18 protein-coding genes, 1 tRNA gene and 1 pseudogene are annotated in these 15,392 nt (G+C 54.8%); 9 read left to right on the top strand and 11 right to left on the bottom strand.

The annotated features are described in order from the left end of the window. Window positions 1–16: 16 nt before the first annotated feature. Window positions 17–1,261, bottom strand: a complete 1,245-nt coding sequence (locus ACK4HN_RS06265; protein WP_409868953.1) for a protein kinase domain-containing protein — start codon at window positions 1,259–1,261, stop codon at window positions 17–19. 338 nt (window positions 1,262–1,599) lie between these two features. Between ACK4HN_RS06265 and ACK4HN_RS06260 the strand changes: the two are divergent. From ACK4HN_RS06260 to ACK4HN_RS06240, 5 genes and pseudogenes are all read left to right on the top strand, one after another. Beyond that, window positions 1,600–1,756, top strand: a pseudogene (locus ACK4HN_RS06260) (RNA-guided endonuclease TnpB family protein); the annotation flags it as partial. A gap of 115 nt (window positions 1,757–1,871) precedes the next feature. After that, window positions 1,872–1,944, top strand: a tRNA-Thr gene (locus ACK4HN_RS06255). Window positions 1,945–2,043: 99 nt separating this feature from the next. Beyond that, on the top strand, window positions 2,044–3,552 hold the full coding sequence (locus ACK4HN_RS06250; protein WP_409868954.1) for a protein kinase domain-containing protein: 1,509 nt from the start codon (window positions 2,044–2,046) through the stop codon (window positions 3,550–3,552). Between the two features lie 10 nt (window positions 3,553–3,562). Further along, the gene (locus ACK4HN_RS06245; protein ID WP_409868955.1) at window positions 3,563–4,318 is read left to right on the top strand and encodes an MBL fold metallo-hydrolase; all 756 of its coding nucleotides are present in this window, start codon (window positions 3,563–3,565) and stop codon (window positions 4,316–4,318) included. Between the two features lie 2 nt (window positions 4,319–4,320). Next, window positions 4,321–4,812 carry a phosphate-starvation-inducible PsiE family protein gene (locus ACK4HN_RS06240; RefSeq protein ID WP_409868956.1) on the top strand — a complete coding sequence of 164 codons (492 nt, stop codon included), beginning with the start codon at window positions 4,321–4,323 and terminating at the stop codon, window positions 4,810–4,812. On the opposite strand, the gene ACK4HN_RS06235 is transcribed toward ACK4HN_RS06240, so the two are convergent. Next, window positions 4,789–5,649 (bottom strand): prephenate/arogenate dehydrogenase, encoded by an 861-nt coding sequence (locus ACK4HN_RS06235; protein WP_409868970.1) that lies wholly within the window; start codon window positions 5,647–5,649, stop codon window positions 4,789–4,791. The genes ACK4HN_RS06240 and ACK4HN_RS06235 overlap by 24 nt on opposite strands. Window positions 5,650–5,805: 156 nt before the next feature. Here ACK4HN_RS06235 and ACK4HN_RS06230 point away from each other — a divergent pair, with 156 nt between their 5' ends. Beyond that, on the top strand, window positions 5,806–6,939 hold the full coding sequence (locus ACK4HN_RS06230) for an HhoA/HhoB/HtrA family serine endopeptidase (protein ID WP_409877361.1): 1,134 nt from the start codon (window positions 5,806–5,808) through the stop codon (window positions 6,937–6,939). A gap of 1 nt (window position 6,940) precedes the next feature. Beyond that, entirely contained in the window at window positions 6,941–8,203 is a 1,263-nt protein-coding gene (locus ACK4HN_RS06225) for a phospholipid carrier-dependent glycosyltransferase (protein WP_409868958.1), read from the top strand. A gap of 2 nt (window positions 8,204–8,205) precedes the next feature. On the opposite strand, the gene ACK4HN_RS06220 is transcribed toward ACK4HN_RS06225, so the two are convergent. The 5 genes from ACK4HN_RS06220 to ACK4HN_RS06200 form a co-directional block, all read right to left on the bottom strand. Then, complete coding sequence (locus ACK4HN_RS06220; RefSeq protein WP_409868959.1) at window positions 8,206–8,568, bottom strand: response regulator transcription factor; 363 nt, start codon at window positions 8,566–8,568, stop codon at window positions 8,206–8,208. 128 nt (window positions 8,569–8,696) lie between these two features. Next, entirely contained in the window at window positions 8,697–9,551 is an 855-nt protein-coding gene (locus ACK4HN_RS06215; RefSeq protein WP_409868960.1) for an energy-coupling factor ABC transporter ATP-binding protein, read from the bottom strand. A 1-nt stretch (window position 9,552) separates the two neighbouring features. Beyond that, the gene (gene cbiQ, locus ACK4HN_RS06210) at window positions 9,553–10,344 is read right to left on the bottom strand and encodes a cobalt ECF transporter T component CbiQ (protein WP_409868961.1); all 792 of its coding nucleotides are present in this window, start codon (window positions 10,342–10,344) and stop codon (window positions 9,553–9,555) included. A gap of 17 nt (window positions 10,345–10,361) precedes the next feature. After that, window positions 10,362–10,685, bottom strand: coding sequence for an energy-coupling factor ABC transporter substrate-binding protein (locus ACK4HN_RS06205; protein ID WP_409868962.1), 324 nt, complete (start codon window positions 10,683–10,685; stop codon window positions 10,362–10,364). A gap of 7 nt (window positions 10,686–10,692) precedes the next feature. Beyond that, a complete protein-coding gene (locus tag ACK4HN_RS06200; protein WP_409877360.1) occupies window positions 10,693–11,454 on the bottom strand; it encodes an energy-coupling factor ABC transporter permease in 762 nt (253 codons plus the stop codon). A gap of 194 nt (window positions 11,455–11,648) precedes the next feature. On the opposite strand from ACK4HN_RS06200, the gene ACK4HN_RS06195 reads away from it, so the two are divergent. Next, window positions 11,649–11,954, top strand: a complete 306-nt coding sequence (locus tag ACK4HN_RS06195; protein ID WP_409853621.1) for a cell division protein SepF — start codon at window positions 11,649–11,651, stop codon at window positions 11,952–11,954. Window positions 11,955–11,961: 7 nt separating this feature from the next. Further along, window positions 11,962–12,348: a hypothetical protein gene (locus ACK4HN_RS06190; protein ID WP_409868964.1), complete on the top strand. Its 387-nt coding sequence runs from the start codon at window positions 11,962–11,964 to the stop codon at window positions 12,346–12,348. On the opposite strand, the gene recF is transcribed toward ACK4HN_RS06190, so the two are convergent. From recF to ACK4HN_RS06170, 4 genes are all read right to left on the bottom strand, one after another. Beyond that, the gene (gene recF, locus ACK4HN_RS06185) at window positions 12,287–13,426 is read right to left on the bottom strand and encodes a DNA replication/repair protein RecF (RefSeq protein ID WP_409877359.1); all 1,140 of its coding nucleotides are present in this window, start codon (window positions 13,424–13,426) and stop codon (window positions 12,287–12,289) included. The two genes, ACK4HN_RS06190 and recF, sit on opposite strands and share 62 nt — an antisense overlap. Before the next feature lie 10 nt (window positions 13,427–13,436). Then, a complete protein-coding gene (locus ACK4HN_RS06180; protein WP_409877357.1) occupies window positions 13,437–13,925 on the bottom strand; it encodes a DUF427 domain-containing protein in 489 nt (162 codons plus the stop codon). Between the two features lie 47 nt (window positions 13,926–13,972). Then, window positions 13,973–14,626, bottom strand: coding sequence for a response regulator transcription factor (locus tag ACK4HN_RS06175; protein WP_409868967.1), 654 nt, complete (start codon window positions 14,624–14,626; stop codon window positions 13,973–13,975). Between the two features lie 6 nt (window positions 14,627–14,632). Further along, window positions 14,633–15,392, bottom strand: a 760-nt coding sequence (locus ACK4HN_RS06170) for a M20 family metallopeptidase (RefSeq protein ID WP_409877356.1), incomplete at its 5' end; no start/stop codon positions are given.

Here is a 15,392-nt window from a genome sequence, read left to right as displayed (position 1 = left end):
TGACAGTCACGTTAAATTAAACTTGCGAGGATTCTTGGGGCAACTCAGCAGCGGCCTCCTTGAGGGCTTTGGCTAGGGCAAGGGCAGACGGGTAGCGATCGCCAACAAGGGGAGCAGTAGCGCGGTGTATTACCCTTTTTAGGGGATCAGGAATCTCTGGGCGATCCGAAACCTCAAGGCGATGCAAGCCATCACGGTGGCGATAGAAGCGAATTGGATGACTGCCTAGCAGTAAAAAGGCTAATGTTGCCCCGACTGCAAACAGATCTGACTGAATGGTGGGGTTGCCCCTCATCTGTTCGGGGGCACTGTAGCCCTCCACGGCAATGCCGGTAACAGCGGGGGAATGCCCCACTTCTTTGACTGCCCCAAAGTCAATCAAAACAATTTGGTTATCCCGCGATCGCACCAGCAGATTACTCGGCTTGAGGTCACGGTGAATCACTGGCGGGTCTTGGTTGTGCAGATAGTCCAAAACACCACAGGTTTGAATCATCCACTGCACCGCCTGCGGAATCGGTACCGTGCCATTGCGCAGTACCCAGCGCTCTAGGTCAATGCCCTGAATGAGTTCCATAACCAAATAGCTTTTGCCGTCTTCCACAAAAAAGTCATAAAAGCGGGGAATTCCAGCATGGTCAAGGAGTTGTAAGATACGAGCTTCCCGTTCAAAGAGTTCCTGTGCCTTCTCATTGTCCTCCATCTCAGACCGCAATTCCTTCAGCACTCGCACCTCTGGAACCTTGCCAGTCCATCCTTCAGGGGGTTGGGCTTCACAGGCTAAATAGGTTGTGCCAATCCCACCATGCCCTAAAAGGCGCAGAATGTGATAGTTGCGTACAGTGCGCTGCACATTGAAGGGTTGACCACAGTGAATGCAAAACAGATTCCCCGGCAGATTACCGGCATGGGTACACTCGCTAAGGGTGGGCGCACTGCGGCGAAAGGTTTGCTCATGGAATTCCAGAATCGGACCTGTGGGTCCTAGCTGAATGCGGCTGCCACTGGCAAGTTTGCTCTCATCAACAAGGCGACCATCCACAAAGGTGCCGATCGCCCCCAAATTTTTGAGATACCAACGCCCGAGATTTTCTGGATCCCGATAGCAACGCAGTTCAGCGTGATGGCGACTCACGAGAATATCCTTGAGTATCACATCATTGTCTGCGGCACGACCAATACGAATAGTCGTTTTAACTGGAAAACGCCATGTTTTGACCGGCTGACGTTTCCAAGGGTCTATCAGGTGCAGGATAATCACCGGCGTGCGACTGCCACAGCAAACTAAAGCCCTCTTACCATGGATAGAACACGTTCAAAATAGCGAAAGACAGTATTAGAATCAGGACTGCGTCCCCTTAACGTATCCCACCTTTTAGAGCAGGGCTGTAATCAGAATTTAGCCTATTTTCTTCCGCTTTGCGGATGCTCGCTCTCGTTTGCCATGAAGGGGACGAGATTTAGCTAATCGGCGGGAAGCCTCGCGCTCTTCCGAAGGGGAGCGTCGGGATAAGAACCAGGGGCGCTGAGGGGGTTCGCTGCCCCCGAAGTGCCCGAGCGAGGGGAGTCTTGCTGTTCAATAAGTGTGTGCTACAATCCTTGCCCAATGGTCAGGCGGCAAAGTCTGGCCTGAACAAAAGTTTTGCCGATGCGGGGAGAGCAGGGTTCCTAAACAACGTCGCGAGACATCAACTCTGTGATACTCATCAAAACAGTGGGCCTGGGGCATCGGCTCACTATAAAACGCGAAGGTTGAAAGACTGGAGAAGCCCGCCCTCTACGCGAAGCGTGAGGGTCGGGAGTATGTTACTTTCACTTGCCAATGCGCAGGGTTTCCACTGCTGCCAAAGCATAGTAAACTAAAGAATAGTGCTGGTGTAGCTCAGTTGGTAGAGCAACTGACTTGTAATCAGTAGGTCGTCGGTTCGAGTCCGACCATCAGCTTTTGCCAAGTTTCGTCTAAACAGTCTTGCCTCGTCGGCTCAGCCTTGCCTGCTATGACAGCACTATGATAATCAAGGAAACGATCGCGCCATCCCTGCCATGCTTGTCTATTGCACCCGTCCCCACTGTAGTCGTCCCCAAAACGATGTTCCAGACTTAGACAACCCCAACAAACGCTATAGCCGTGTGGCGGAACGATTTTGTACGGCCTGTGGGATGCCCTTGATTCTACGGGGACGATATGTTGCAGAGCGGCTTTTAGGGCGTGGGGGCTTCGGGGCGGCCTATCTAGCACGGGATTTGGATACCCCCGGTCGGCGCGAGTGCGTGATTAAACAGTTTATGCCGATGATGTCTGATCCCCAGAGTCGGCAAAAAGCACTGGAACTCTTTGAGCGGGAGGGACAAGTGCTCGATCAACTGGGGCAGCACGCCCAGATTCCAGACTTACTGGCCTTTTTTGCTGAAGAAGTCCCCAGTGTAGATGGCCAAGGGGTGGAGCAGTATTTCTACTTGGTACAGGAATATATTGACGGCGAAACCCTAGAGGATGAACTGGCTCAACAGGGCTGCTTTAGTGAAGAACAGGTGCGGCAGGTACTGCGGGAACTCCTACCCGTGTTGCAGTACGTCCATGACCACGGCTCAATCCACCGTGACATTAAGCTCTCGAATATTATGCGCCAGCACCCCAGCAAGACCAAGTTTCCCGGCCAAGGGCGGCTCTATCTGCTGGATTTTGGTGCGGTGAAGCAGATTTCCCAAGCAGGTGGACAGCAAGGACACTTTACGGGCATTTATACCCAATACTATGCGCCGCCAGAACAAGCGCGGGGGGAGCGGGTCTATCCCAGTTCAGATCTCTATGCCTTGGCTGTCACCTCTATTGTGCTGCTGACAGGTAAAGACCCAAGTCAACTATTTGATGCCTATAACAACCGTTGGGATTGGCATGCCTATGCCCAAGTTAGTCCACAACTGCAAGCCATCTTGGATCGCATGCTGCAACCGGCGCCTAGCGATCGCTACCAATCCGCCGCAGAGGTCTTGGCCGCCTTAAATACTTCTTCGGCGGCTGCCCCAGCACCCCCTCCACCACCGCGACCAGTCGTCCCCCCCTCCCCACCGCCACAACCAGTAACGCCACCAGTTCTGTCGCAACTCGCACCCCCGCCTTCACCTAGTCCGGTGACGCCACCGACAAGCACACCACGTCCGAAAGCACAACCGGCTCGCCAGCCGGCGCCCCCCTTACCGGCATTGAAAATTCTCATTAGCGCTGGCTTTACAGGCTTTGAAATGACGGCCTTGGGGTTGATGATTTTTAGCTTGATGACGGCTTGGCAGTTACCCGTTGGTGTCAGTGCTGGCCTGATGGGTGCGTTGTTTGCCCTCTTGGTCTTTATGCAATACAAACGCTGGATTGAATACTGGGAACAGTTGATCATTGCGGTCATTTCAGGGGCAGTGCTCTTTTTTGTGCCTCTGTTGCAAGCGGGATTAGGGGGTGTGACAGCGCTGCTCATTTGTGGTTTAGTGGGGGTGGGTTGCGTGGTCATGGGCAACATCTTTTTGCTGATTTACAGTATCTTGGCGCAGTTCCTGTAGGAGCGGGGCAATGCAGTTAACGTGGTTGGAGAGCAATACTTGGTTGTGGGAGTTGGGTCATACGCGGATTTTGGTTGATCCGTGGTTTGTGGGGGCACTGATCTTTGGCAATACGCCTTGGCTCTTTCAGGCGGAGCGATCGCGCCCCTGTGCTCTGCCGACTGATGTGGATGTCATTTTGCTCTCCCAAGGGTTACCGGATCACTGCCATGAACCTACCCTCCGCGCCTGCGATCGCGCCCTACCGGTCATTGCCTCCCCCAGTGCTGCCAAAGTTGCCCAGAGCCTTGGCTTTGAAACAGTGATTGCCCTTCGTCCCCACCAAACCCACACGTACCGCGATCTGACAATTCAAGCCACGAAAGGTGCTAGCATTGGCCCTGGTCAACAGGAAAATGGTTACATTCTGCGCTGCGGCGCTCAGAGTCTCTACTATGAACCCCACGGTTGCCATGATTCTTGGCTGCGCACGTGCGGCAAGGTGGATGTGGTGATTACGCCGCTGTTGGATATCTGTTTACCCGTGGTGGGGGCGATTCTCAAGGGGGGCAAAACAGCATTGGAATTGGGGCGATGGCTGCAGCCCAAGGTGATGATCACCACCGCTGGCAATGGGAGTTTGCGCCTTCAAGGATGGCTACCGCGACTGCTCTCGGTCAAAGGCACCCTTGGGGAACTGCAAGCCCAATTTCAGCGGCTCAATTTAGACACCCGTCTTGTAGAACCTGTGGCCTATACTCCTCTTTTGCTTGTGGCTGAGGTCTAGGGATGCGACCTTGGGGGCGGCCTTTGATCCGCTTGTGGCAAGAGACAGTTCTTCTACTTCGGGACAATCAGCGGTTTTTGCAGTTACTCAGTCAGATTGAGGGAATCGCGACCCGGTTGCTGGCGATCGGGATGCTACTGGTGGTCATCGTCGCCATTATTGATTTGGGGCGAATTTTGACCGTAGAGCTATTCTCACCGCCCTTGGGGCAGTTTAGTTTTGAACTGGTGAAAATCTTCGGCCTCTTTCTCAATGTGCTTGTGGCCTTGGAGATCCTCGAAAATATCACTGCCTACTTGAAAACCCACGTCTCGTCGCAAATCGTTGAGCTGGTGATTGTCACATCTTTGATTGCCATTGCCCGCAAAATTATTATTTTGGATATTGGTCAACCGGAAACCGTGGCGAAGCTTTTGGGGCTGGCGATCGCCATCTTGGCCTTGTCTGCCAGTTACTGGATTGTGCGTCGTCTAAACTACCGGCGGCGTCCCTGAGGGATAGACCTGCTCACGGTAGGCTTGCGCCTCTTCTAAAGTGGCTTGCAGCCGCTCCCAGTCCTCCTGCTCCACTTGGCGAATCAGATCATCAAGGGTGGCACGGTAGCGGATCAGGCAGTGGCGCACCGCCGCGCGGTTATATTCTGCCATCATCCGTCCCAACGCTGGATTACCGCCCCCAACACGGCTGGTATCGCGAAAGCCAGAGCTGGCCAACTGCTGTGCAAGCTTCCGAATCGGCTCATTGGCTTCTTGGGCATTCGCAAGGAGCAGTGCTGCACTCACTAAGACGGGAAGGTGGGAAATCCAAGCAACGGCGCGATCGTGATCCGCCGGGGTGGCATAGAGTAGCTTGGCGCCGAGATCGTTGACCACCCCAGCAACACAGTCAAGGGCATCACTATCGGTGTAGAGAGTGGGGGTGAGAACATAGGGGGCATTCTCAAAGAGATGGGCTTGCGCCGCTTCAATGCCGAATTCTGCGGTACCGGCCATGGGGTGACCACCCACATAGCGAGGCCAGAGTTTTTCAAGGGCAGGGACAATTTCTCCCTTGACGGATCCGACATCTGTTAGCACCGTTTCTGGACTGAGATAAGGCCTAATGTCTAGGGCCACAGAGAGGATGCTGCCAATGGGGGGACAGAGAAACACCAAATCAAGGGCACGCAAAATTTCTGGCTCCGTACTGCCCCAGTCAATGGCACCCTTGGCGATCGCCCGCTCACAGGTTTCTGGGCGCCGACTTAACCCAACCACATAGTGCCCCTTTGCCCGCAAATCAATGCCCAAGGAACCCCCAATCAGTCCCAGCCCGACGATGCCAATCCGCAGCATAGTGCCCCTAGCGTTGAATACCTTTACGATTCTGACACTGCTTCTTGTTCTGAGGGAGATTCCCCACCTATGCAGATTTGTGCTTTGGATTCCTAGGCAGAGGGGGTCGCTTCGATACAATCAGAGATAAATCTGTTGCGCTTTAGGCCACCAATGATGAAACGCCTTGCCCATTTGCTTCAGCAGACCCTCAAATTCTGCCTTGGCCTTGCCCTTGTTTGGTGCCTTAGTAGTGGAACACCGGTGTGGGCCGCAGTTTCTACCCCTCACCATAGTTTTGTGGCCGCCGCAGTGGAGCGAGTTGGCGATGCGGTTGTTCGCATTGATACCGAACGCACGATTGTCCGCACACCGGATCCCCTCTTGAGTGATCCTTTCTTTCGTCAATTTTTCCCCGGCTTGGCGTTGCCCCCCCAAGAGGATCGGCTGCGGGGTCAGGGGTCGGGCTTCATCATCGATCCCAGTGGCATCGTGATGACCAATGCCCATGTGGTGAGTGAAGCAGATACGGTGATGGTGCGCCTCAAGGATGGTCGTGTGTTTGAAGGGGAAGTGCGCGGCGTGGATGAGGTATCTGATCTAGCGATTGTCAAACTCAAAGGGGTGACCGAACCCCTGCCCACGGCTCCCCTTGGGGATTCCAGTCAAGTAAAAGTGGGAGATTGGGCGATCGCCGTCGGGAATCCCCTTGGCCTTGATAACACAGTCACCTTGGGGATTGTCAGTACGCTCCACCGCTCCAGTGCGCAAGTGGGCATTCCCGATAAGCGCCTTGATTTTATTCAAACGGACGCGGCCATCAACCCCGGCAACTCTGGGGGACCTTTGCTCAATGAAGAGGGGGAAGTCATTGGCATTAACACTGCCATTCGTGCCGATGCCATGGGGATTGGGTTTGCCATTCCCATCAACAAGGCCAAAGCCCTGCAAGCCCGCCTGATTCGCGGTGAGAAAATTCAACACGCCTACATTGGCATCCAAATGACCACCTTCACGCCGGCCATGGCCAAGGAAAACAATGCTAACCCCAACTCGCCAGTGATTTTGCCGGAAGTCAATGGCGTCCTTGTGCTGCAAGTGTTGCCCAATACGCCTGCGGCAAAAGCCGGTCTGCGCTGGGGAGATGTGATTACAGCCGTGGATGGAGAACCGATTACCAGTGCCGATCAATTGCAGAGCATTGTTGATAACGCCGCCGTGGGGCAAGTGCTCAATCTAACCATTCAACGGGGCGATCGCAGCCAGCGCATTGCTGTGCGCACCGCGGAGCTACAGGGAGCGGCCTAGGATGCCCTTGGGGCTACTGCTGCTGTGGTTCTTTGCCTTGGTGACCCGCTTCTGGGGGCTGACCCGCTTTCCCACCCTCGTTTTTGATGAGGTCTATTTCGCCCGCTTTGGTCGCAACTATCTGGCTGGGGTTCCCTTCTTTGACGCCCATCCGCCTCTGGGAAAATACTTGATTGCCCTCAGCATTTGGCTGGGGGGTGGCTTTCACCCTTGGGGCTATCGTTGGTTGAATGCCCTGATGGGATCGCTGATTCCTGTGGCGGTAGCAGTGCTGGCCTATCTCCTGACGGGGCGATCGCGCGTGGCACTGTTGTCGGGACTCTTTGTTGCCCTCGATGGCCTCTTTTTGGTGGAGTCCCGCTATGCCCTGATAAATATCTCCCTTGTGCTGTTTGGGGTGGTGGCACAGATTCTCTGGCTGTGGGGCTTGCGCTACCAAGGAAGGGGGCGATCGCTTTGGCTGATGGCCGCAGGCATGGCCTTTGGGGCTTGTGTCGCTGTGAAGTGGAGTGGCTTGGGATTCTTACTAGGGGTAGGGCTTTTCTGGGTTCTGCAGCAGAGGTTGCCGCTGCCGGCTGAGGGGAAGACGACCTACTCCTGGTGGCAGATGTGTCTGCTCCTCCCGCTTGTCACGTTTGTTGTCTATACGCTCCTCTGGTGGCCTCATCTGCAATTTCATCCCCACCAGCGCCTACTGGATCTCCATCAGCAAATGTTTCACTTCCACCGCAGTGTTGCTAGTACTGCCCATCCCTACTGTTCACCGTGGTGGTCTTGGCCGCTTCTGCTACGTCCTATGAGCTACTTTTTTCAGCGAGTGCAAACGCTCAGTGAAGCGGTGCCGGTCATTGGCCCGCCCCTACCAATGGAAGCTACCCGCTGGGTTTACGCCGTCTATGCCCTTTTTAACCCACCATTGCTATGGCTGAGTACCTTGGCCACTTTGGCGCTTTTAGTTCTCCAATGGCATACCACCGCAGGCCGCTTTGTGCTCTTGAACTATGCTGCTAATCTCTTGCCCTGGGCACTGGTGAGCCGCTGTGTTTTCATCTATCACTATCTGCCAGCAGCCCTCTACAGTTTTATGGCCTTGGCGTTGGTCTGGGAAAGCAGCCACACTTGGGTCGCTTGGGCACGCTGGCTGCGCCTTGCGATAGTTGGGGGAGTGATTGCTGGCTTTGTCTACTGGCTCCCCCTTTATCTTGGTCTGCCGCTGACTCCTGAGGCCTTTTTCAGGCGCATGTGGTTACGTTCTTGGATCTAGGGCTATCCCAAGAGGCGTTTGACCGTGGCCACCAGTTCAGCAGGATCAAAAGGCTTCGTGATATAGGCATCCACCCCCTGCTTCTTGCCCCAGTGAATATCAAACTCCTCACTTTTGGTGGTGCACATGATCACAGGCACATTTTGGGAGGCAGCTTCGCCTTTGATCCAGCGGCACAATTCATAACCATTCATGCGCGGCATCACGATGTCCAGAATCACTAAATCGGGACATTGAGCCTTGATCTTTTCTTGGGCTTCAATACCATCCTGCGCCTCCACCACGTCGTAGTGTTGCTCTTTCATTAGCTCACCAATCATTGCCCGCAGGGTAGGACTGTCATCAACAATCATGATTGTAGCCATACGAAGTTTTTCCTGATGCCGCGTTGGGTTGTTCAATAATCGAATTTTTGTCTGGGGCAGTTGCTTGAGACTGCCCATCCCTAGGATACCCACCTTTGAGGAGTTTCCTCAATTCTCTTAACCCTCCCTTAATCAGGGTTTGGTAGCACTGGAAGGTTTTTTTGCCAAATCTGAGCAATTGCGGCGGTGGTGCGCGGCAAGGGCTGATTTTGTCGCCAAGCAGGGGGAAATTGTTGCCAAAGCTCCAGAAGGAGGGGGGTTCCCAGATGAGAGGCAAAGGTGGACCATTGGGCAAAGACCCGCTGCGCGCGATCGCTCACCACTATCTGACCATTGACTAACACCATAATCCAGTCCGCCCAGCTATAGACAAAATCCAGATCATGGGTGGCGATGACGATGGTGGTCCCCCGTTGGTGAATCTGGGCTAGGAGCTGTTGCAATTGCTGCTGTTGCTGATAGTCCAGATACGTTGTTGGTTCATCGAGCAGTAACAGCGTTGGGGCTAAGGCCATCACACCGGCGAGGGCCACACGGCGTTTTTGCCCCAAGCTGAGATGATGCAGGGGGCGATCGGCCAAATCAACTAAATCAAAGTCCAGTAGGGTTTGGTGCAAGCGCGCTTCGATTTCTGCTGGGGGTAAGTCTAAATTCCACAGCCCATAGGAAATGTCCTCCGCCACCGTTGCTGCCACCAGTTGCTGTTCGGGGTCTTGAAAGGCCAAGCCAATGCGTTGACGCCACTGCCGCAGTTGCTCTGGTTGATGGACAAGCCGTTGCCCTTGCCAGTAAATCTCACCGCGATCGCGCCGATAGAGGGCTGCTGCCAAATAAAAGAGGGTTGATTTGCCTGACCCATTCAGTCCCAAAAGGGCAATTTTCTGTCCCGCCGCTAGGGTAAAGGAGCAGTCCTGCAGCACAGGCTTGGCGGTATGGGGATAGGAAAACCCCACCTGATGAAACTCAAGGAGCGGCACGGACATCTCAGGCAACAATTGTGTTCAGCACTAGGAGAGCACTACCCCCCACGAGGATTTCAAGGCCATAGCGTTGTGAATAGCTGTAGGATTGAGGGCGTAGGACGCGAAATTGCCCTTGAAAGCCACGACTAAGGAGGGCAAGGTGAATTTGTTGATAGCGGTACAGCGACTGCCGCAGGAGTTGAGCGGCCAACAGGCTCACACTCAAAAGCCAGTGCGATCGCCGCAGATAGCCCCCCCTAGCGCGTTGCGCCAATTGCAGCGTCAGGGCAGTCTCCAGCAGAGTAAACAAATAGCGGTACATCAACATCAAAATCTCCAAAACAAAGCTGGGCACTCTCCACCGAGCTGCTAGGGCTAGGAGAGACGGAAAAGGGGTGGTGAGCACAAGAAACAGTAAAGCCGTGCTGCAAACGGCCGTTCTCAGCCCTGTTGTAAAAGCCTGCTTCAGACTTTCTGAGTTCACCGCCAACGACCAACCGCCAAAGGAGAGTTGAGCTAAAGGGGCTGACGCCCAGAGTTCGAGAACCCTGTTGGGCAAAATTTGCACAACCAACGCCGGCAGACTGAGGAACCAGAAGGCCATGATTGTCCCCAACAGCAGAGCATAGACCCGCCAAGGGATACGGGCATAACCTAGGATCCAAAGGATTAACCAGAGCCACAGCAGCCCTTGCACCAGAGGATGGGCAAAAAGTGCAAACCCCAGCGCGCTAAGACTGAAGAGCACCTTTTGTGCCGGGGGGAGCGATCGCAGGCGATTGGTGTAGGCATACCACTCTAGATGGTGATGCATGCCAATGGTTTTTTCAGCTAGGACTCCAGTTCATTGCCGCCAGAAGTGACGGAGGTTTGCCGCTGTTGGCGGCGCCGTTCGTGGTACCCCCCGAAAATAAAACCAATCGTCCCTGCCCCAAGGGTAGCTTGCAGGGCAAAGAGAAGGGATTCAATTTCACTGCTGGCCGGTTCAAAAACAGGCTCTACCCACGCCTTATAGTTTGGGGAAAGTTCTTTGACCAGTTCGCCCGCTTGGGCATCAGCCCCTTCAAAGTCACCTTTTACAAAGAGCAGCGGCCAGGCTACTAAAAGGGCAGCCCCCCCCAGAAGCAGCCAATTTGTTTTTTGTCTTTGGGTCATCGCTTCTCTATCCTCGAATCCATTGAAGTGCTTTAAGTTCCTCTGGGCAGTAAGTCATGAGCCAATTCCCCATCAGCACTGTCAGGAACCCCTCGCTAATCGCTAAGGGGATTTGGGTGATGGCCAACAGCGCAGCAAACTTACTAAAGGAAAGGGCAACGCCACCGTTGCTATCGGGGAAGGCTAAGGCCAGTTGCAATGCCGTGAGACTGTAGGCAACTAGGTTGCTGAGCACTGCCGCTGCAAAGAGAGCTATCCCCTGCCGCTGCGTTAGCCTCTTTAGCACTTGATACGTTCCCCATGCCACCCACGGCGCGACCACTGCTATGGCAAAACCATTGGCACCCAGGGTCGTCAGGCCGCCATGGGCAATCAGCAGGGCCTGAAAGAGCAAAACACCTGTTCCCAGCACTGTCATGACCAAGGGGCCGAACAGCGTAGCGCCTAGGGCAACTCCCATGGGATGGGAGCAACTGCCGGTCACGGAAGGGATTTTCAAAGAGGACAGGACAAAGGCAAAAGCCCCCACTAAAGCCAAGAGAACCCGCGACTCAGGGTGCTCATTTAGGCGCCCTCGTACTGCCCACAGACCCCCTCCAAGGAAAGGCAGAAAGGCTAGCCACCACCCTAAGGCCCATCCCCAAGGCAAAAAGCCTTCACTGATGTGCATTGCAAAGGCGGGGAGCGGACTGGCTATTACGCCATAGGCAGTTAAGAGAGCGATCGCCCCCAAAGGGCCATATCGCTTCGCGTGGCTACTTTTGATCATTTACACGTTACCTAAACCTAAGTGCGCCTATTCTAGTGCGCAACGGGTGACTTGCCTATGCCCAGTAGGGGGTAACTGCCATCCCTAATGGCGGGAAAAAGGCTACAATTTGCATAAATTTCCGCGTAGTCGGTATAACTCGGTATAACAGAGTTAAGCTAAGTACTGTTGCTATGTTCCCAAGGGGGGGTGTCATGGGTGAACTGACTGCCTTTGGTCATTCCTTGAGTAGTGGTTATGAAGTGGTGGTGATCAAGCCGCAGTCCCTCAGTGATACTACTCTCATCGTCCAAGCCCTGCGGGCGGACAAGGCAGTCATTCTCAACCTAGAGCATCTCGATGTGACGGAGGCTCAGCGCATTTCTGATTTTGCCGCTGGTAGTACTTATGCTATCAATGGTCATCAATCGCGCCTTGGGGATGGTGTTTTTCTCTTTACCCCCAGCATTATCAATATCCAAGAAGCGACGCCAACCCCCACACCGGCTGGATTGATGTAGGCCGCTGATGAATCCTGAGGAGCTGCTTACCGTCAGTGAGTGTCAAGAGATTGACCAACTGCTCTTGCCCGCGGCGGATCGCTTTGCCATTCGGGTGGCGGTATATGCTCAGCGCTATCTTCAGGCCAAAGTGCAGTCCACTCCCCTTGAAGCTTTAAGCGAAGCCCAAGTCTATGAACTGGTGGTGGCAGATCCGCGCCTGCAGGCTGAGGAGGCGCATCAAGGGGGATTTATGACTTGGTATAGCCAAATTCTCATCAGTGCCCTCAAGCAACTGCGACAGATTGCCGAAAATGAGGGGGTATCCATTGCTGAGCTGACGCTTCCCCAGATTAGTCGCTGGTTTGCGCAGCGGTGTCAGGAACGCTTGCAATCCTCCCCGCCATTACCCTGAGAATTTGAGCCTGCTGTCGCCAAGGGGTGGCAAAGGGGGCAAGGTGGGTGGTGGTAATTAGGGTTTGGTAGCGATCGCCCATCACCTCCAATAAAATTCGCTGGCGCTGCAAATCCAGTTCAGCCAGTACATCGTCCAATAGCAGTAAGGGGGTATCGCCAGCCACACTTTCTAGCAGTTCGAGTTCGGCAAGTTTCAGGGCTAAGACAAGGGTGCGCTGCTGACCTTGGGAGGCAAATTGGCGGGCAGGTTGATCATTGAGGCAGAAACAAACATCATCGCGGTGGGGACCGACAAGACTGGTTTTCTGGAGTAGTTCAATGGGGCGGCGCGCTGCCAAGGCTTCATTAAAGGCGGCAACAATGGCTTCTGTGGTGCCATCCCCCAAGGGGACATGGCTCTCATAGGTCAAGCTTAGGTGCTCGCGATCGCCACTCAAAACCCGATGCCGATGCGCTGCCAAGGGGGTCAAGCGTTCTATGAGACGCTGGCGCCGCCGGATAATGCGCGTCCCATTGATCACCAGTTGTTGATTCCAAGCCTGCCAGAGGGCTTCATCCCAGCCTTGGCTGGTTGCCTGTTTCAGGAGGGCATTCCGCTGCCGCAGCGCTTTTTGGTAGGTTTGCAGGAGTTGGCTATAGAGGGGTTCTAACTGCAGCAGCATCCGATCCAACCAGTTGCGGCGCAGGGCCGGGGTGCCGCGCACCAGTTCTAAATCTAAGCAGGAAAACTCTACGGCATTGAGTTGCCCTAGGAATTCAGCAGTACGCCTGACAGGGCAGCCATTGATCCGCAAAACCCGGCCGGCGGTAGGTCGTAAACTTGCTGCCAGCTCAAGGCAAACCCCTTGGCGCTCAAGGGTCGCTGCAATTTGGGCACTGTCTTGTCCCTGCTGAATGAGGTCGCGATCGCGAGGGGTGCGGTGGGACTGTAGGGTGGCTAGCCACTCCACTGCCTCCAGCAAATTGGACTTGCCTTGGGCATTGTCGCCCACTAGGATCGTTTTCGGAGCCACAAACCGCACCGCTTGCTCACTGTAGTTGCGAAAGTGGCGAAGATACAGCGATTTGAGAAACACCTACCCGCCCTTACCAGCCCCACGTGCCCGGCGCCCCCTTAAACGGCCCCACAATGTCGGGGGTAATCCAGCCGCCATAGAACCCCCCCGGTTGCGGCAGCGCCACTACGCCATCCACCGTGCATTCATCCATTAAACCAGCATAGAAGGCAATGTAGTTGCGAAGGGCGGCAAAGGCAGGGGTCGGTTGAGGATAGTACCAAGCTGCATGATTGGCTTGGCGATCGCCCACCCTGACATGGTAGTAGGCGCCCTGTCCTTTCCATTCGCAGAAAGTTCGCCGCGGCGAGGGCACAAGATACTGGGATTGCACATCTTCTGGGGGAAAGTAATACACCGGCGGGTGACTGGTTTCTAGCACACGCTGTCCCCGCTGGGTCTCAGCAATGACCACACCATTAAAGACCACGCGCAGGTGTTTTGCCGTGGGTTCTAGGCGGGGCGGACGGGGGTAATCCCAAACCGATTCTTGGCCGGAGGCAGGGGGAATTCGTTGCATGGGGTCTGAGGGCCTGAACTTCCTGCTTTGACACTACCAGCGATCGCTCAAGCTTGGGAACTGGTTTGCCGCTCCACTAAGCCCTCTTCAATGGCCAGTCGCACCAGTTCAGCACGGTTGTGAACGCCCGTTTTCTGAAAGAGGCTGCTGACGTGTTTTTCAATGGTGCGGGCACTCAGGTGCAGGCGATCGCCAATCTGGGCATTGGAGAGTCCCGCCACCAGCAAGGCTAAAACGTCCTTTTCCCGCTGTGTCAGGTCAATCGCAATCCGCTGGGTTTTTGGCGGCGAGAAGGGCTGCTGTCGCTGCTGCCACTCCATTTGTACCAGTTGCGCCCGATCCAGCAGGTTGCGCACCACCGCTGCCAATTCATTCAAATCAAAGGGCTTGGCGAGATAAACATCGCCGCCAGTGCGATAGGCACGAATCCGCTCCTCCAGTTCTGTGCGGGCTGTGAGGTAAATCACGGGCAGGAGGCGTAAGGAGGGATGCTGGCGCACTTGGCGGACCAATTCATAGCCATTCATCTTGGGCATGGCAATGTCGGTGATGAGCAGGTGGGGCTGATAGCGATGGATCATCTCAAGGGCTTGGGCGCCGTCTGCCGCTGTCAGGCAACAGTAGCCTTCCGCCTCCAGAAAACGACTCACCGCCACACGAATGGCGGGATCATCGTCGGCAATAAGTACTGTGAGGGACATAGGGAATTAGGTCTCCACAAGACCACAGTATTTCTCCACACAGCGGACAAACAATTCAACCCCAATACTTAAAACGGTTTCGTCAAAGTCAAAGCGGGGATGGTGGTGGGGAAAATCTAACCCCAGTGTGCCATTAGCTGACCCCAAAAAGAAGTAACAGCCCGGAACAGCATTGAGAAAGAAGGACATATCTTCCGCTGCCATGGTTTGGCAATGGGGGGTGACGCCGGCGGGTACCTCCACTACCGATTCGGCAACTGTTCGCACCAATTCTGCCATCTTGGCATCGTTGATGGTGGGTGGGTACATCCGCTGATAGTCAAACTGGTAGGTGGCGCCATAGCTCTGGCAAATGCCGGCAATGACTTGCTCAATCCGCCGCGGTAACCAGTCGCCCAGCTCGGGCTTAAAGTAGCGCACCGTGCCCGCAAAGGTGGCGCGATCGGCAATCACATTTTTTGCGGTGCCGGCATGCACTGCTCCCACGGAGATAACGGCGGTTTCGAGCGGATCCACGTTGCGGGAAACGATGGTGTGCAAGGCGGTAATAATCTGGGCAACCACCAAGACGGTGTCCACCGTAAACTGCGGCAAGGCGGCATGTCCCCCTTTACCGTGAACCCGGCACTCAAAAAACTCGGCTGCGGCCATTAAAGGCCCTGCCCGTACCCCTACCGTCCCAACGGGCAGAAAATTCCAAAGATGCAGGCCGATAATGGCATCCACTTTTGGGGTATCTAGCACCCCCGCCTCAATCATGGGCTTA

Source organism: Thermosynechococcus sp. (genome assembly GCF_046299655.1).
In the GTDB taxonomy this organism is placed as follows: domain Bacteria; phylum Cyanobacteriota; class Cyanobacteriia; order Thermosynechococcales; family Thermosynechococcaceae; genus Thermosynechococcus.
Note: the sequence above shows the minus strand (reverse complement) of the source record. Positions and strands in the feature narration are given on the sequence as shown.